Genomic DNA, 16,496 nt, shown 5'->3' on the forward strand with positions numbered 1-16,496 from the left:
TTTTCTACTTCAATGCATGACCAAGAGATTGCAAGTAAGCGATCAAGGCATCCATTTCAGTTCTGCCTTTCACTGCTTGTTTCGCATTCTTGATATCTTCAGCTGAATACAATGGGATCGGATTGCCATTTTCGTCCTTGTGGCTTCGATTTCTCGTTAAGAAATTAAACGTTTCTAATTTCTTCGCTGTTAAAGCACCGTCAAGCGTATTTTCCGCTAACCAAGGGAAACCCGGCATATTTGACTCTGGTACAACTGAACGAGGATCTAAAAGATGAGCGCGATGCCAATCATCACTATATCTGCCACCAACACGTGCTAAATCTGGACCTGTACGTTTAGAGCCCCAAAGGAAAGGGTGCTCCCATACATGTTCACCTGCAACTGAGTAGTGACCATAACGCTCTGTTTCCGCACGAAATGGACGGATCATCTGACTGTGACAAACGTTACAGCCTTCACGAATGTATATATCGCGACCTTCCATTTCTAGTGCAGTATATGGGCGTAAATTTTCAACAGGTTGCGTTGTTTCTTTTTGGAAAAATAGTGGCGTTATCTCTACTAAACCACCAACGCTAATTGCGAGAATGGTAATGATAAAGAACAAGCCTACACTTTTTTCGACTTTTTCATGTTTATTAGTCATGGTTGTCTCCTTATGCCTGTTCTACGCGCTTAAGACTTCCATCTTCAGCAGCAATGGTTTTAAACATGTTGTAAGCCATTAATAAGAAACCAGCTACAACTAATACACCACCTAAGAAGCGGATAAAGTAGAACGGATAAGAGGCTGTTAAACTCTCAACAAAACTATAAGTTAATGTACCGTCTGTATTAACAGCACGCCACATTAAGCCTTGCATTACACCTGATATCCACATTGCAACGATATACAAAACGATACCAGCTGTGTGCATCCAAAAATGTACATTAATTAATTTAACACTGTACATGCGACCTTGATTAAATAGCACAGGAATTAAGTGGTACATTGCACCAATTGAAACCATTGCTACCCAACCTAATGCACCTGAATGAACGTGACCAATTGTCCAATCTGTGTAGTGAGAAAGGGCATTAACCGATTTAATCGCCATCATTGGCCCTTCAAACGTCGACATACCGTAGAACGATAAAGAAACGATTAAGAAACGAAGAATTGGGTCGTGACGAAGTTTATGCCATGCGCCTGACAACGTCATGATACCGTTAATCATACCACCCCAAGATGGGAGGAATAATACAACAGACATAACCATACCTACACTTTGCGCCCAATCAGGAAGTGCAGTGTAATGTAAATGATGAGGTCCAGCCCAAATATAAAGAGATACAAGAGCCCAAAAATGAACGATTGATAAACGATATGAATAAACAGGGCGTTCAGCTTGTTTAGGTACGAAGTAATACATCATACCCAGGAAGCCCGCTGTTAATAAGAAACCTACTGCATTATGACCATACCACCATTGCATCATTGCATCGATAGCGCCTGAATAAAGAGAGTACGATTTCATCATTGAAACAGGAATAACCATACTATTACCAATATGTAAAACCGCAACGGTTATGATGAAGCCACCAAAGAACCAGTTAGCCACATAAATATGTGAGGTTTTACGTTTGACAATAGTACCAAAGAATACGACAGCGTATGCGACCCAAATAACAGCAATTAAAATATCAATTGGCCATTCAAGTTCAGCGTACTCTTTACTAGAAGTGTAACCGAGAGGTAGCGTTATTGCTGCTAGCACAATAACAAGTTGCCAACCCCAGAACGTAAAGGCTGCTAAAGAGCCGCCAAACAACGTTGTTTTACACGTTCGTTGTACTACATAGTATGAGGTAGCAAAAAGCGCACTCGTACCGAATGCAAAAATTACCGCATTGGTGTGAAGAGGACGTAATCGGGAGTAGGTTAGCCATGGTGTATCAAAGTTTAACGCAGGCCAAATTAGCTGCGCGGCAATGATAACCCCAACGAGAGTACCTACAATACCCCAAATTACGGTCATTACAGTAAATTGACGCACAACATCGAAGTTGTAGTCTACTGCTGACGTATCATTTTGAGTCATGGTATGGTTTCCGCAGTTATAATTATTAAATAGTTTCAAGTAAAAGTGATATACAGTAATAGTTATAGCCTAAAAATTACGCAATCACACAGCGAGTCTTAAACCCGCGCGAATAATAGACATTTGACAGTAAAAAGTCACCCGTAGATAGGGGAAAATTTGTTTTAAATCAAAAAAAATTGCAGAAGTGTTTAAATTGTCGCCAATTCAATGTAAATTCCACGTTTTATAAAGACTTAACTTAGCCAATATGCTCAACAAATATATCATTTTTTTTCATTTAATTTTGCTTTTTTCATGTTCAAAAGTAGCAAAACACGCTGAAGTTGAACCCACATGCATAGCTGGTCAAAGTGCATGTTTTGTTGATATGGCTGATATGCGCATTTTTGTAAAGTTTAATCGCGAAGTATTGCTTGCAGAAACGCCATTTACCCTCACAGTTTACGCTAACAAAAAACAGAACATCAAAAACATAAGTGGTTTTATGGAAGGCGACAATATGTATATGGGGAAAGTACCATTATTATTCGCTAAAAACGGTGAACACCAGTTTAATGCACAGGGATTTATTGGCAGTTGTGGTAAACAAGATATGCAGTGGCGAATTTGGATCACTTTTATTGAACAGTCGGATAAGTCTCATACTTTTTCCATTACAGTACCAAGTTATCTGCGTTAACTTACTAGTAACCATATTGCAACTAAAAACATCAATATTGCCGATATTTTATTGAGTATTTGAACGTTTTGTTGTCTCGATAACAAAATAGCTAAACCTTTGCCGCCTGTTGCATAAATAATCATACACACTAATTCTGATAGTAGAATTATACTAACTAATACAAAGAGTTGGAGTGGTAACGCGTAACTTTTGTTAATGAAAGGTGGTAGTAAAGAAACCATAAATGCCCAACCTTTAGGGTTCGCAATAGCGGTAATAAATCCTTGTTTCAAGAGTTTACTTTTTGAGAAGTTTAGTGCTGAATTATTGTCATTGGTTACCGATATTTTCCCTTTGTTTTGCCACATTTGTATGGCAATAAAAAAGAGATAACAGGCGCCAATGAGTTTAAAGAAAAAGAATATGTTAGAATTACTGAGCATCAATGCAGATACACCAAGTACCGCTGAAATCGCAACTAATGCAACGCCTAATAGTTCTCCGTACATCATCCAAAATGTTTTTCTGACACCTATACTCATGCCTAAGCTCATCGCCAATGTCATACACATACCAGGTGTTAGACTAATAAGAAAAAATGTTGGAATAAAAAGTAGAATTGCAGAGAGATCCATAAAGCTAACCTAACAGTATTGTAAACATTATCTATTTGTTGTTTATCTTATTTTTTTGTGACTTTAGCGCAAGCAAAGTTAGTAAGCGTAAAGCTATGTAAAGACAATTGTCAGTATAAATTTGCTTAAGTAAGATTCGTAATAACAAAAAGTTTTTAAATCAATTTCTAATAACAGTGAAAAAAGAATGAAATTAGCCTCCTCACGACGACTATTCAGTACTCTTGCTTGCAGTGTCATTGCGGTTGGATGTAGTGTGCCATCAGCTATAAACAAAACAACCAGTGAATTTAAAGCGCCGTCTAATTGGCAAACTCTCGTAACGAAACAGCAAATGCCTATTGTAAATAATTGGGTAAGCTCGTTACAAGAGCAAGCATTATACCCATTAATCGAACGTGCATTACACCATAATCAACAATACCAAAGTAATTATTATGCGCTAATGTTGGCAGAGCAACAGGTAACAATATCTGGTGCCACACTGTTGCCTGAATTAAGCGTGTCGGCTGAACAATCGCGCAGAAAATCGGTAACATCAACGAATGAGACCATATCGAATAGTGCCGATATTAATTTACAGCTAAGCTACGAAATCGATTTATGGGGAAAGCTGTCGGAGCAGCAGAGACTTGCTAATTTACAATATGCGTCAGCAAAGGCTCAGTTTGAACAACAGCGACTAGCTTTGATCACCGACTTAACACGCACTTGGTTTAATCTCGCTGAGGCTAAAAAATTATTAACACTCTACAAAGAGAGGGCTCAAAACTTAAGTGACAACCTCGAAATGATGCAACGTTCATATCGGTTAGGGTTAAACAAAGCATTAGATGTTTATCTTGCACAGAACGATGTAAGTAATGAACTTGCCCGTGTCGCGCAACAAAGACATCAAGTTAAAGAAATCGAACGTCAATTACACCTATTAATTGGTGCGCCAGAGAGCAAAGAGCAATTTAACGCAATTAATTTACCCATATTAATCGACGATGTGACTGTAGGAACTCCGTCGCAAATGTTGGCGCAACGTGCTGACATTAAAAGCAGTTGGTATGATCTACTCGCGGCAGACGCTAACCTCGCTATTGCGCATAAAGCACGTTTTCCACGTTTAACATTACGCGCCAATGTTGGCGATAATGCTGATGAATTAAGTAACCTTTTAACGGGTAACCCACTCGCTTGGTCTTTAATTGGTGGTATTACAGCGCCTATTTTTAATGCAGGTAGGTTAGCTGCCGAAGAAGAAAAGACTCGTTTAACGGTAAAACAAAAAGAGCAACTGTATTTACAGAAATTACACCAAAGCCTTACAGATGTCGAAAGTGCATTAAGTGAACGCGTATCATTGCAAGAAAGTTATGGTCAATATAACAAATCATTAGAAAATGCGCTGGCCGCGCAAAAACTCGCTTTTGAACAATATATTAAAGGTCTTGTGACTTATTCTACGGTACTAGAGGCGCAACGAAGAGCGTTTGGAACACAAACACAGCTCATACAATTAACCAATCAACTTATTCAAAATAAAATAACACTGCATGCAGCCATTGGTGGTAACACAAATGAAGTTGCTGATCGTTTTTATGGAGCGCAGAGTAACTAATATGAACAATATCAAGTTAAAATTTATTCTTCCAATCATCGTCATCGTCGCCTCAGTAGGGATCGCCAGTGTTATTTTAGGAAACCCTCCAGAAAGTAAACGGCAAGCACCTAAACGTGTTGCACAGCTTAATGTAGATGTGAAAACGATAGTGCCGGAAAATTTTACGGTAAAAATTGAAAGCTACGGAACGGTAAAGCCTAGAACACAAAGTATTTTATACCCGCAAGTTTCAGGTCAAATCGTGAATATCTCGGAAAAATTTCAAGCGGGTGGTTTTTTTAATAAAGGTGATGTGCTGGTAGAGCTGGATGATCGCGATCTAAAGGCTGAAGTGGCAATTGCTAGATCTAACTTATTTAATGCTAAACAGTCTTTTAGCGAAGAACAAGCGCGTGTTGAACAAGCAAAGCAAGATTGGTTGCGATTAGGCAATAAAGAACAAGCGCCAGCACTTGTGATGAGAGAACCTCAAATTCTCGCAGCACAAGCTAAGGTTGATTCAGCACAAGCAAGTTTAAATAAAGCAGAGCTTGCTTTAGAGCGTACAAAGATATTAGCGCCGTTTGCTGGCAGAATCTTAACCAAAAATGTTGACATAGGACAGTTAGTGTCTTCAGGTACAAAATTAGCAGAAATTTATGCGATAGATTATGTCGAAATAAGGTTACCACTTAAGAATAAAGATCTGCCATATATTGATTTGCCGGAAAATACACGATTAACAGAAACGCAGTTACAACCTGAAGTTCGCTTTAATTCAAGTTTAATCAAAGACCAATACTGGCAAGGAAAAGTTGTACGTACAGAAGGTGCTTATGACACTAATTCACAACAACTTTATGTCGTTGCGCAAATAGATGATCCATACGGTGTAGACGTGGCAAATGGTATGCCAATAAAAATTGGCCAATATGTTAGTGCAGAAATTTTAGGTAAAACCGTGAAAAACGCGATAACAATTCCTAATAAAGCGATTTATCAAGGAAGTTACGTCTATGTTGTCGATGGTGATATTTTGAAGCGTAAAGAGATTAAAATTAGCTGGCAAAATGACCAAGTAGCTATTATTGAACACGGACTTATCGACGGAGAGCTACTGGTATTAACGCCCCTTGGACAAGTAACATCAGGCACACTTGTCGCCATAAATGAACGAGATGGTCAACACGTAGGGAAACAGAATCAGACTACGCGTGATAACCGCGAAGGAGGTCAGTTATGATAGCGTGGTTTACCCGAAATCATGTCGCTGCCAATTTACTGATGATCAGCATATTGCTGATGGGGGTTTTATCCATCAAAAGCAATATACCCCTTGAAGTATTTCCTTCATTTGAATCAGATGTGGTCAATGTATCAGTGAGCTTACGTGGTGCAACACCTGAAGATGTTGAAAAAGGTGTCGCGATACGTATTGAAGAAGCTGTTGAAGACCTCGAAGGTATAAAAAAAATTAGTAGTACATCAACAGAAGGATCTGCCCGTGTTCGCATTGAAGCTGACAATGGTTACGATGCAAGAGAATTGCTAAATGATGTTAAAAGTAGAGTGGATGCTGTTAATACCTTTCCGGGAGAGGCAGAAAAACCAGTAATCTCTATATTACAACGGAAACGAGAGGTTATCGCTGTAACCGTTGCTTCCGATTATAGTGAAAAAGAAATAAGAGAATTTGCTGAACAGGTTCGTGATGATTTACTTGGGTTAACAGAAGTAACGCAAGTGTCGCTTGATGCTGTTAGAAACTATGAAATTAATATCGAAGTTAGCCAACAAAAACTACGCCAGTATCAAATAACATTAGCTGATATCGCAGATGCTGTTAAAAACAGTTCTACAGACATGTCTGCAGGTAACATACGTACTGAAGGCGGAGATGTATTGGTACGCAGTAAAGGGCAGGCATATCGCAAAAATGAGTTTGAGCAAATTGTTATAAAAACTAATCCTGATGGCTCAATTATTAACTTAGGTGATGTCGCTGTTGTTAATGATGGTTTTGAAGAAAAGCCAATGCGTGCTCGCTTTAATGGTAAGCAGGGTGCAATGATTGAGGTATATCGTATTGGTAATCAAAACGCGATTGATGTTGCAGATGCGGTTAAAAAATATATCAAAGAGCGTCAAGATACGTTACCGCAGGGTTTTGAATTAAGTTATTGGGATGACGACTCAGAAATTGTAAAAAGTCGCTTAAACACATTAATTAGTAACGCGCTGCAAGGTGGGTTTCTTGTACTTGTACTCCTGACGCTATTCTTACGTCCTACCATTGCATTCTGGGTGTTTATTGGTATACCTGTAAGCTTCATGGGGGCGTTTATTATGATGCCCATTTTTGATATATCGATCAATATCATGAGTTTATTTGGCTTTATTTTAGTCTTGGGTATAGTTGTTGATGATGCTATTGTCACCGGAGAAAACATATATCGGCATTCCCAAACGGCATCAAGTGGTTTAGAGGCCGCAATAAAAGGAACAGAAGAAGTAGCAACACCTGTAACATTTGGTATTTTAACAACCGTTGCCGCTTTTCTCCCTTTAGGTTTTATCGATGGATTTCGAGGCGCTATTTTTGCGCAAATTCCTGTAATTGTAATACCCGTACTTCTTTTTTCACTGATTGAGTCAAAGTTCGTATTACCTTCGCATTTAAAACATTTGAAAATTAGAAACAAAACCCAAGAAAGCAAAAAAGCTGGTGGGTTTAGCCAATGGCAGCGAAAATTCGCAGACGGTTTTGAAAATGCCATTATCCGCTATTACAAACCATTATTAGCGGTAGCTACGCGTCATAGGTTAACAACAGTAAGTCTATTTTTCGGATTATTTTTCATCATTCTGGCGTTTATTATGTCGGGCTGGACAAAGTTCGTCTTCTTCCCTCGAATAGCGAGTGAAACTGCCAGAGCTAACTTAAACATGCCTGTTGGTACCAATTACGATGTTGTTGACAGCTACGTTAAAAAAATGGCTGATGCAGCCAAACTTTTACAAGACAAGTACCGAGATGAAAATGGCGACAGTTTAATATTAAATGTACTTGCTATAACGAGAAATGAAGTGGGTCGCGTGCGTTTTGAAATTTTACCCGCAGATCAAAATGAATCGGGTGTTGGTACTCGTCAGTTAGTGAATGAATGGCGTCAATTGATTGGCAAGGTTCCTGGTGCTGAAAGCCTTACCTTTAGAGCCGAAATTGGGCGTGGGGGAGATCCTATTGATATTCAATTATCTGCAAACGATTTAAACACACTTAAAGAAGTTTCCGAACAAGTAAAAACACGGCTTAGAACGTATCCAACAGTTTTTGAAATTTCTGATAGCCTTTCAAACGGAAAGCAGGAAATTGAAATAGCATTGACTGACCAAGGTCATGCAATGGGAATTTCACGTACAACTATAACTCGACAAGTACGTAACGCATTTTTCGGTGCACAAATACAACGCATTCAGCGTGGTAGAGATGATGTTCGGGTTATGATCAAGTTCCCTCTTGCAGAACGTAAATCTATTGCTAATTTAAACGACATGCTGATCCAAACACCAAGTGGTGGGCAAGTACCACTTTCCCATGTAGCGCGTTTGATACCTGGAAAAAGTCCATCGGCCATAAATCGTATTGATCGGTTTAGAACCGTTAATGTGACCGCTGATGTTGATAAACAAAGTACCAACATGACGGTGTTAAATAATGATCTTCGCCCCTTTTTGACAGAGCTTGTTGCGAAATATCCAGGTGTATCCTTTACCATGGAAGGCGAAGCACGAGAGCAAAGCGACTCATTTAGCAGTATGCAGCTGGGGCTAACATTTGTCTTTTTCATTATTTATTGTTTATTGGCGATCCCGTTTAAGTCATATATTCAACCCTTGATTGTAATGTCAGTAATTCCTTTTGGCGCCATTGGCGCTGTAATGGGACATTGGATAATGGGCATGGACTTAACCATTATGAGCTTACTCGGTATGATGGCACTCATTGGTGTAGTGGTTAACGATAGCCTAGTGTTAGTCGACTTTATCAATAAACGTAGAGCGGAGGGTATGGCGTTAATGGAAGCTGTATTAACCGCAGGTCAATCGCGTTTTAGACCGGTCATGCTAACGTCGTTAACAACATTTATTGGGTTAATGCCATTATTGTTTGAGAAAGCTACTCAAGCTCAGTTTTTAATACCTATGGCTGTATCTCTGGGCTTTGGCATTATATTCGCAACTTTCATCACGTTAATTTTAATACCGGTTAACTATTTATTGGTAGAAGATGCGAAAAGCTTTGTTAGAATGGCGAAACAGAAATTAGTAACTGCATAGGGATAAAAATGGCCGAAGAAACAATATTTTCAAAGATTATTCGTCAAGAGATACCAACAGAGTTGTTATATCAAGATGACTTAGTTACAGCATTTAGGGATATTGCGCCACAGGCAAAAACGCATATTTTGATTATTCCTAATAAATTAATTCCCACCGTTAATGATATTGAAGAAAGTGATGAGTTAATAATGGGGCGTTTGTTTACCGTCGCAAAGCAACTTGCTAAAGAAGAAGGTATCGCAGAAGATGGATTTCGCTTAATTATGAATTGTAATCAACATGGTGGACAAGAAGTTTATCATATTCATATGCACCTCGTTGGTGGGCAACCGTTGGGTAAAATGCTGGCATTAAAATAACCCTTTAAGGCGGCTTTTGTCGCCTTAGTTGTACTTACCTATAATTTGAAATAATACACTTTTTTATCTATTGCGTTAGCGCATCGTGATGCGAGCAGTTAGCAGTTACATCAAGCCAAGCGTAACGTTATTTTGTTTATAATCACATGAAACACTAGTTTTGGCCGAAATGAGATAAATCGTACGTTTGTCACGATTAGCGGCAATGCACTTAACCACCTTGTATTCCATAATAAATAGTAACGGAGAAGAGTAGGTTGTTTTTGTGAATTGGACGAAGTTAATAGAAGATAGAAACCGATTATTTTGGTTAATGCATACCGCCGGTTGGTTTGGTTTCGCCTTAGTACATTATCTCGGATCATTACTACATGATTTAAGAGACATCTTTACGGTTATAATTCTACTTAATGCCTATGCTGGCTGGTTGTTTACTATTCCATTGCGTTATGTTTATCGGAAAATATGGAACTTTACGCCTGTTAAAATAGCCTTGGTTGTTCTTGCTTGTGCCTACTTTACGGGATTAATTTGGCAAATAGTTCAAAATATTAACTATTGGGAAATATACAAACATGGTTACCGCCCTGATAATTTAATTTATTATGCAAGAAATACTATGTTTTCGTTCTTCATCGTATTAAGTTGGAGTTTGTTGTATTTTGGTACTAAGTACTACCAGATGCTGCAAAAAGAAAAGCAAAATGTATTAAAAGCAAATACTGTTGCCCATGAAGCACAGTTAAAAATGTTGCGGTATCAGTTAAATCCACATTTTTTATTTAACACCTTAAATGCCATTTCAACCTTGATCTTGGTTAATGAAAATAAAACCGCTAATGGTATGGTGACCAAATTAAGTGAGTTTCTCCGTTATTCGCTCGATAAAGATCCTATGAAAAAAGTAACGTTAGAGAGTGAATTGCAGGCTTTAAAACTTTACTTAGATATCGAAAAGGTGCGCTTTGAAGAACGTCTTCAAGTGAACTTTACCGTGGCTAAAAACTGTCAGAAGGCATTGGTGCCAAGCATGATTTTGCAGCCTTTAGCGGAAAATTCAATTAAACATGCCATTGCTGTTCAGGAAAAGGGTGGAACGATTAATGTCAACGTATCTAGTTTTGGCAATGATTTACTTCTAGAGCTGTCAGACAATGGCCCTGGCGCCGAAATCGTGCGTGGTAATTTGCATCGTGAAAATGGTGTGGGTCTTGCGAATACGCGTGAAAGATTACAAGCATTATATGATGCAGATTTTTCACTTGTCGTATCCAATAACGAACCAAATGGTGTTAAAGTTAATATAAGAATGCCTTACGAAATTGGATAAAAAGATGGGCAAAAAACTTTCTACTATCATCGTTGACGATGAAGCACTTGCAAGAAAAGGTTTAGCGGTTAGGCTACAAGAACATAGCGATATTGATATTGTTATGGAATGTAGTAACGGTAGAGAAGCAATTGAAGCCGTAAGAGCCTACCAACCTGATTTAATGTTCCTAGACATTCAAATGCCAGGTCTTGATGGCTTTGAAGTGATGCAGGAGTTAATTGAACAAGAACTTACTTTACCTATTGTTGTTTTTGTTACTGCTTTTGATCAATATGCATTAAAAGCGTTTGATGTACACGCCCACGATTATTTAATGAAACCTGCAGACGAAGAGCGACTCGGGCAAACATTAGATAAAATTAGATTGACACTGTCGAGTTCTGAGCATGCTGAACATATTGAAAAGTTAGTCAAATTGGTCAGCGACGTTACCGGTCATGATAGCCAAAGCATTATTAATGATCTGGAAAATAATAACCCTGTTTCTGTTTCTCATTATTCAGATGTGCTTGCTATTAAAGATGGTGGCGAAGTTAGTCGCGTACCTGTAAAAGATATATTATGGATAGATGCAGCTGGCGATTACATGTGTGTACACACTGGAGATGCAACGCATATATTACGTAAAACAATGAAACAGCTTGAAGAGAGTTTAGATCCTCGTCTATTTATTCGTAGTCATCGTTCAACAATTGTTAATAAAAATTACGTTGATAAGTTTTGTAGCCAATTAAATGGCGAATACTTCTTAGTGATGAATAATGGCAAAGAGCTTAAAGTAAGTCGAAGTTACAAAGAGAGAGTTAAACAAGCTGTTACCACGTAAATGCAATAACTATACTTGTCAAGTTTCCGTTTGTGCTGTCATTGCTAATATATTCTGTTGTGCATCAACTAATGATTGACTGACTTGTTTTTGATGTTGCACTGCTTCTGATAGTAGTACGAGAACCATGGCATTGTTTTGCTCCCCGATCATCATATTTGTTTCTTGAGCGTTAATTGCTTGAATTGCTGCTACCCCCATTTTTGTTGCTAGAATGCGATCTTTGGCAACAGGGGAACCACCTCGTTGTATATAACCTAAGGTGCATAAAGTAGCATCAATTCCTGAAATTTTTGTCAACTCGTTAGCAAATGCTTGGCTACCGTTTGGCCATAAATTCTCAGCAATCACAATTAAATAACTTCGATGTTTGTATTGAATTGCTTGTTTAATGTTTTCTGCTAATGTGGATAATATTGCTTGCTTTTGTTGCACTTGAAAGTTTTCAAACGAAATCACTTGTTCAGCAGCGCAAGAAATTCCAACATTAAAAGTAATATGACCACTGTGTCTGCCCATCAGTTCAACGACAAAAACACGATCAAATGCATTAGCGGTATCTCGAATTTTATCGATGGCATCAATAGCGGTATTTACCGCGGTAGAAAAACCGATAGTGAAGTCAGTACCATCGACATCGTTATCAATTGTACCTGGAATACCAATCACTTGGCCTGACCAATATTCGGCAATTGCTTGAAGCCCCTTAAATGAGCCATCGCCCCCAATAACAACAAGCGCGTCTATATTGTTAATCTTCAAGGTTTCAACGGCTTTAAGTTGTCCGTTTTTAGTACATAGTTCAGGGCAGCGAGCACTTTTTAAAATTGTACCACCTAAATGAATGATATCGTGCACATCATTATTAGAAAGAACACAATGTTCATTATTGATAAGTCCGTTATAACCATGATAAAAACCAATAACTTCAAAATTATTTGCAGTTGCTGCTAACACAACAGCTCGGATAGCAGCGTTCATACCTGGGGCATCGCCACCGCTTGTTAATACCGCAATACGTTTTATTTTTGTGTTGTTATTATTTTGAGTGAGAGACATCGGCTGTTACATTCCAGTACTTGAATAGATCTATTATTAAGTTAACCTAGATTGCTAAAATATTCACGGGTTTACGAAATTTATAATATGTTTAAACGAAATATTCTGGTGTTGTCATTTGTTGCATTACTTACAGGGTGTAGCACGACATTTATATATAATCACATTGATTGGTGGATCGATTGGTACCTTGATGACTATGTTGATTTAAATAGAGTGCAGCAAAAGGCCTTTGATAAAACGTTAACAGAGCTTCATCAATGGCATCGTCAAACGCAACTTTCGCGATATTTGCAACAACTGACAACATTTCAAACACAGGTTGCGAATGGACTGACCATAAATGACTTAAAAGAACATCAACAAAAAGTAACAGGTCATTGGAAGGTGTTAATGAATAAAATAGCACCTGAAGTTGCCCAGTTATCTACTCTGTTAAGTAAAAAGCAGCGAAATGAACTCATTGAAAATATTAAAGAAATAAGACAAAAACGTATAGATGATCATGAAGAGCTTTCACGAGAAGAATGGTTAGAGCTAAGAGAAAAAGAGCAAATTGAAGAGTTAAAAGAATGGGTAGGTAAGTTAACAAGCACGCAAAAGCAAAAAATTCATCAACTTGTTCAAGGTTTTCAAACTGAAAGGTCTTATTGGCTAACGTATCGTGAGTCTTGGCAACAGTCATTTTTTGAATTATTAGCACCTGAGCAACTTGATCAAGCTTATGTCGTTGCGTTTACAGACTTAATGATTAACGGTAGAGAACGTTTACGTAGCGAAGAGTTTAAATCGCTAACGAGAAAAAATGATGCAATTACTCATGAAATTTTTGTTACTTTATTAAATGACCTGACAGCAAAACAACGAAAAAAGCTTAATCGTAAGTTAAGCAATTTAAGAGAAGATATAATGGAATTAATTGAAGACGAATAACTGTTTATCTTAATCAAAAAAAGGTAGCTTTTAGGCTACCTTTTTTTGTAAGTAACGGAATACTTAAGCAAAGTGAGATTTATTAACAGTCAACACTTTAAGGGTGTTTGTTGCCCCGACAGTTTCCATTAAATCGCCATGTGTGAAAATTACTTTATCATTTTCTTGTAGGCAAGATTGCTTAATAATTGCTTTAAGCACATCGGTAGACAATTGGTCGTTGTTACTAGCCGTTGAGTCAAATTCAACTGGATAGACACCACGATAAATGGCACTTTTATTCAGTGATTTTTGGTGGCGTGATAGGGCATAAATAGGTAGCCCAGATGTGATCCTCGACATTAACTTAGCCGTTTGACCTGATTCAGTTAACGCAATTATTGCCTTAACGCCATTTAAGTGGTTGGCGGCATACATTGCAGATAAAGCAATGGTTTCCGACACTTCGTTAAACATTAGTTCAAGACGATGTTTAGACGTATTCACAGAACGATGTTGTTCAGCACCTAAACAAACGTTGGCCATCGCTGTAACGGTTTCAACAGGGTATTTACCGGCAGCAGTTTCAGCTGACAACATCACGGCGTCGGTACCATCTAGAACAGCGTTAGAAACATCCATTACCTCTGCACGAGTAGGCATTGGTTGTGTGATCATCGTTTCCATCATTTGTGTTGCCGTAATCACAACACGATTCAGTTGACGTGAGCGAGCAATAATGTGTTTTTGCTTACCAACAAGAGCTGCATCGCCAATTTCTACGCCTAAATCACCGCGAGCTACCATTACAACATCGGATGCTAAAATAATATCATCTAGCACTTTATCATCGTTAACAGCTTCTGCACGTTCAATTTTTGACACTAAGCGCGCATTACAATTAGCTTCTTGGGCTAATAAACGTGCTTCTCGCATGTCTGCTGCATCACGTGGAAAAGAAACGGCTAAGAAGTCGACATCGATTTTTGCCGCAGTCTTGATATCTTCTTTATCTTTATCTGTTAAGGCAGGCGCCGTTAAACCACCGCCTTGTCTATTGATCCCTTTGTTATTAGATAAAGGGCCACCAACGGTGACTTCGGTAAAGACTGAACTATCAGTTGCGCTTAGAACTCTTAACTGAACACGTCCGTCGTCAAGCAACAAAATATCACCTTCAGACACATCTTTAGGTAAATGTTTATAGTCAATTCCCACTTTTTCTTGGCAACCTTCACCTTTCGGTAATGTTGCGTCTAGTTCAAATTTATCGCCTACATTGAGTACGATAGGGCCATCCTTAAACGTAGAAACGCGAATTTTAGGTCCTTGAAGATCTCCCAAAATACCGACATATATACCTAATTCCTTGGCAAGTTCACGTACCATATTAGCACGTTCTATGTGGTCATCGGCAGTACCATGAGAAAAGTTCAAACGAACAACGTTAACACCTGCAGCGAGCACCTTCTTTAACGTTTCTCTATCTTCTGTTGCTGGACCAAGGGTCGCAACAATTTTCGTTCTTCTAGGCATTTTAATCCTTATTAAATTGCATCTATATGAAAAGAATAAAGAGTCTAGCGACCTTTATGTAATTTTCAGACAACATGAGCAATGTTAGTCTTTACGTTCAAAACGAGAACTTCTTAGACTATCTTTTACTTTTTTCAGGTTGTCTCTAAATTTTGTTCCTCTGCGTAATGTAAAACCTGTCGCAAGAATATCGATAAGTGCGAGTTGTGCGATGCGTGAAGACATTGGCATATATAAATCGGTATCTTCAGCAACATCGACCGAAAGCACGATACTACATTCTTTTGCAAGCGGCGTTCCCTCTGTTGTAATGCCAATGACAGTCGCATCATTTTCTTTTGCCAAACTTGCCACCTCTACAAGAGATTTTGTTCGACCTGTGTGTGAAATCAACACGACTACATCACCTTGTTGACTATTTATCGCACTCATACGTTGCATTAATATGTCATCGAAGTAAGCAACGGGCACATTGAAGCGGAAAAACTTATTTAATGCGTCGTGTGCAACAACCGCTGAAGCACCTAAGCCAAAGAAAGAAATTTTATTGGCTTGGGTAAGTAGATCTACGGCACGGTTTATTGTGGTTGTATCTAAACTTTTACGAGCAAGCTCTAAACTTGCCATGGTTGATTCAAAAATTTTGGCGGTGTATTCGTCTGCAGTGTCGTTTTCATCAACATGACGGTTTACATATGGTGTTCCATTGGCCAAACTTTGCGCTAAATGAAGTTTAAAGTCAGGGTAACCTTTTGTATCTAAACGACGACAAAAGCGATTAACCGTTGGTTCACTGATGTTGGCTTGTTTAGCCAACGCAGCAATGCTAGCGTGTATCACAGTGCTAGGAGAAGACAATATCACTTCGGCAACTTTTCGTTCAGACTTACTGAAAGTGTCTAGTTCATTGGCAATTTTTTCTAATATATTCATGCATTAGTACCCTAGATCTTTTAACATAGTACCCTAGATCTTTTTATTAGCTGTAATTAATTTTCTGTGTTGAAAACAGTAAAACTGAAAATTTATTTCATTTTCCTTATCAATATAAATCAAAATGGCAAAATTTTGCAAATGTTTAATACTATAAAGCAGAGATTATTGATTGTAGCGCTCAAATATTTCGAACTATTTTAAAATTGTAGTAAAATTA

General features: G+C 38.3%; 14 protein-coding genes. 8 read left to right on the plus strand and 6 right to left on the minus strand.

What is annotated here, in order from left to right; genetic code table 11:
- Nucleotides 1-4 precede the first annotated feature (4 nt).
- Together ccoO and ccoN are read right to left on the minus strand one after the other, a co-directional pair.
- Nucleotides 5-649 carry a cytochrome-c oxidase, cbb3-type subunit II gene (gene ccoO / locus QUE09_RS08500; RefSeq protein ID WP_286235769.1) on the minus strand — a complete coding sequence of 215 codons (645 nt, stop codon included), beginning with the start codon at nucleotides 647-649 and terminating at the stop codon, nucleotides 5-7.
- A 10-nt stretch (nucleotides 650-659) separates the two neighbouring features.
- On the minus strand, nucleotides 660-2,084 hold the full coding sequence (gene ccoN, locus QUE09_RS08505) for a cytochrome-c oxidase, cbb3-type subunit I (protein WP_286235770.1): 1,425 nt from the start codon (nucleotides 2,082-2,084) through the stop codon (nucleotides 660-662).
- 379 nt (nucleotides 2,085-2,463) lie between these two features.
- Between ccoN and QUE09_RS08510 the strand changes: the two genes are divergently transcribed.
- On the plus strand, nucleotides 2,464-2,766 hold the full coding sequence (locus QUE09_RS08510; protein WP_286235771.1) for a hypothetical protein: 303 nt from the start codon (nucleotides 2,464-2,466) through the stop codon (nucleotides 2,764-2,766).
- On the opposite strand, the gene QUE09_RS08515 is transcribed toward QUE09_RS08510, so the two are convergent.
- Nucleotides 2,763-3,383 carry a LysE family translocator gene (locus QUE09_RS08515; RefSeq protein ID WP_286235772.1) on the minus strand — a complete coding sequence of 207 codons (621 nt, stop codon included), beginning with the start codon at nucleotides 3,381-3,383 and terminating at the stop codon, nucleotides 2,763-2,765. The two genes, QUE09_RS08510 and QUE09_RS08515, sit on opposite strands and share 4 nt — an antisense overlap.
- A 187-nt stretch (nucleotides 3,384-3,570) precedes the next feature.
- Between QUE09_RS08515 and QUE09_RS08520 the strand changes: the two genes are divergently transcribed.
- The 6 genes from QUE09_RS08520 to QUE09_RS08545 all read left to right on the plus strand — a co-directional run bounded on the left by QUE09_RS08520 (nucleotide 3,571) and on the right by QUE09_RS08545 (nucleotide 11,836).
- A complete protein-coding gene (locus tag QUE09_RS08520) occupies nucleotides 3,571-4,992 on the plus strand; it encodes an efflux transporter outer membrane subunit (RefSeq protein ID WP_286235773.1) in 1,422 nt (473 codons plus the stop codon).
- A 1-nt stretch (nucleotide 4,993) separates the two neighbouring features.
- Nucleotides 4,994-6,217: an efflux RND transporter periplasmic adaptor subunit gene (locus QUE09_RS08525; RefSeq protein ID WP_286235774.1), complete on the plus strand. Its 1,224-nt coding sequence runs from the start codon at nucleotides 4,994-4,996 to the stop codon at nucleotides 6,215-6,217.
- Nucleotides 6,214-9,315, plus strand: a complete 3,102-nt coding sequence (locus tag QUE09_RS08530; protein ID WP_286235775.1) for an efflux RND transporter permease subunit — start codon at nucleotides 6,214-6,216, stop codon at nucleotides 9,313-9,315. Before QUE09_RS08525 ends, QUE09_RS08530 begins: the two co-directional genes overlap by 4 nt.
- Nucleotides 9,316-9,323: 8 nt before the next feature.
- Nucleotides 9,324-9,677: a purine nucleoside phosphoramidase gene (gene hinT / locus QUE09_RS08535; protein ID WP_286235776.1), complete on the plus strand. Its 354-nt coding sequence runs from the start codon at nucleotides 9,324-9,326 to the stop codon at nucleotides 9,675-9,677.
- 265 nt (nucleotides 9,678-9,942) lie between these two features.
- Nucleotides 9,943-11,007: a sensor histidine kinase gene (locus QUE09_RS08540; protein WP_286235777.1), complete on the plus strand. Its 1,065-nt coding sequence runs from the start codon at nucleotides 9,943-9,945 to the stop codon at nucleotides 11,005-11,007.
- 4 nt (nucleotides 11,008-11,011) lie between these two features.
- Nucleotides 11,012-11,836: a LytR/AlgR family response regulator transcription factor gene (locus QUE09_RS08545; RefSeq protein ID WP_286235778.1), complete on the plus strand. Its 825-nt coding sequence runs from the start codon at nucleotides 11,012-11,014 to the stop codon at nucleotides 11,834-11,836.
- Nucleotides 11,837-11,854: 18 nt separating this feature from the next.
- Here the strand turns inward: QUE09_RS08545 and QUE09_RS08550 are convergent, their stop codons facing one another.
- Nucleotides 11,855-12,895: an ATP-dependent 6-phosphofructokinase gene (locus QUE09_RS08550; protein ID WP_286235779.1), complete on the minus strand. Its 1,041-nt coding sequence runs from the start codon at nucleotides 12,893-12,895 to the stop codon at nucleotides 11,855-11,857.
- A gap of 87 nt (nucleotides 12,896-12,982) precedes the next feature.
- On the opposite strand from QUE09_RS08550, the gene QUE09_RS08555 reads away from it, so the two are divergent.
- Complete coding sequence (locus QUE09_RS08555; RefSeq protein ID WP_286235780.1) at nucleotides 12,983-13,828, plus strand: DUF6279 family lipoprotein; 846 nt, start codon at nucleotides 12,983-12,985, stop codon at nucleotides 13,826-13,828.
- 63 nt (nucleotides 13,829-13,891) lie between these two features.
- Here the strand turns inward: QUE09_RS08555 and pyk are convergent, their stop codons facing one another.
- Both pyk and QUE09_RS08565 read right to left on the minus strand, forming a co-directional pair.
- Entirely contained in the window at nucleotides 13,892-15,343 is a 1,452-nt protein-coding gene (gene pyk, locus QUE09_RS08560; RefSeq protein ID WP_286235781.1) for a pyruvate kinase, read from the minus strand.
- Between the two features lie 84 nt (nucleotides 15,344-15,427).
- Nucleotides 15,428-16,276: a MurR/RpiR family transcriptional regulator gene (locus QUE09_RS08565; protein ID WP_286235782.1), complete on the minus strand. Its 849-nt coding sequence runs from the start codon at nucleotides 16,274-16,276 to the stop codon at nucleotides 15,428-15,430.
- Nucleotides 16,277-16,496 lie beyond the last annotated feature (220 nt).

Source organism: Thalassotalea sediminis (genome assembly GCF_030295915.1).
Taxonomy (GTDB): Bacteria; Pseudomonadota; Gammaproteobacteria; order Enterobacterales; family Alteromonadaceae; genus Thalassotalea_C; species Thalassotalea_C sediminis.